The sequence below is a fragment of the Sphingobium terrigena genome, from assembly GCF_003591655.1.
Taxonomy (GTDB): Bacteria; Pseudomonadota; Alphaproteobacteria; order Sphingomonadales; family Sphingomonadaceae; genus Sphingobium; species Sphingobium terrigena.
Genome location: NZ_QVRA01000088.1, coordinates 1 through 1,206 on the forward strand (window position 1 = coordinate 1; position 1,206 = coordinate 1,206).

Consider the following 1,206-nt stretch of genomic DNA (forward strand, 5'->3'; position numbering starts at 1 on the left):
ATGGACCTTGGCCCTTTTCCACTCGGCATATTCGAACCGCGCTGCCGGGAGCGGCGCAAGGGCGCTCCGCTCGATCTCTTCGAACAGCGCGCGGCGCGATCGCCCCACATGGCGCATCGGTCGATCATTCAGATCCTCGAGCAACACGGCGATCGCCGCATTCAGGTCCGCAAGGGTGAAGAAGCGCCGGTTGCGCAGTCGCGCAAGGATCCAGCGCTCGACGATCAACACGGCCCCTTCGACCTTGCCCTTGTCGCGTGGACGACGACTGCGGGTCGGCAAGATTGTCGTGTCGTAATGATCCGCCATCGCTGCAAAGGTCTGGTTGAGCGTCGGCTCGAACCACAGCGCCTTCGCCACCCCGGCTTTCAGATTGTCGCAGACAATGGCGCGGGCTACCCCGCCGAAGTAACCCAGCGCTTGAACCTGGCCTTCGATCCAGTCGGGGAGCTTCTGACTCAGGCTGGCCATCACGAACGTCAGCGACGAAGCCCCCAGAACCGCCACGAAGATCTGCGCCTGGTGTATTTCCCCGGTCGATGGATCGATCAGCGGCACTGTATGACCTGCATAATCGGTCTGCATCACAGCACCCGCCTCATGCCGATTACGGAAGCTTGCATGGGTGCACTTCTGGAAGGCCGCAAAGCGATCGCAGAACCAGGTATAGCCATAGCCATTGGGATGCCCGGCGCGATATTCTTGCCAAAGCAGCGTCAGCGTCACACCCTTGCGCTTGATCTCGCGCGCAACCACCGGCCAGTCCGGCTCGCTCAGATCCTGCGGAGGCCGCCCGACACGGCGAAAGAGAAGCTGCTCAAGAGCCGCATCATCGTCATATCCCGGTGGCAGTGGCCAGCTGGAAAGGCCCACTTCGCGTGCACGCAGGACATAGGTCGATACTGTCGTCTTGCTGAGCTTCAATCGCTCCGACACTGTCCGTACTGATAGCCCCTGATCATAGGTCAGGCGCAGAATCGATCGCATGTCCTTCACGTTCGTTCGTCTCGCTTGCTTCCGTCTTGGCATCTTCCCTCCCATCACCTTGATGAAAGGACTCAATGCCACTCCGGCGCGCCCGAAAAACGAACCTCATTCCCGCCCGAAACCACTGTCCCGGAATTAGCGGAATCGCTGTCCCGTATTTACTGAAATCACTGTCCGCGAATTACCGAAATCCGTGTCCGGGAATTTGCGAAACACGCA

General features: G+C 59.9%; 1 protein-coding gene. It reads right to left on the bottom strand.

Features of this window, described 5'->3' with window-relative positions; translation table 11 throughout:
- Positions 1-1,029 (bottom strand): IS21 family transposase (gene istA, locus D0Z70_RS24475; RefSeq protein ID WP_119750806.1); only part of this gene is annotated, 1,029 nt, incomplete at its 3' end.
- Between the last annotated feature and the right edge of the window lie 177 nt (positions 1,030-1,206).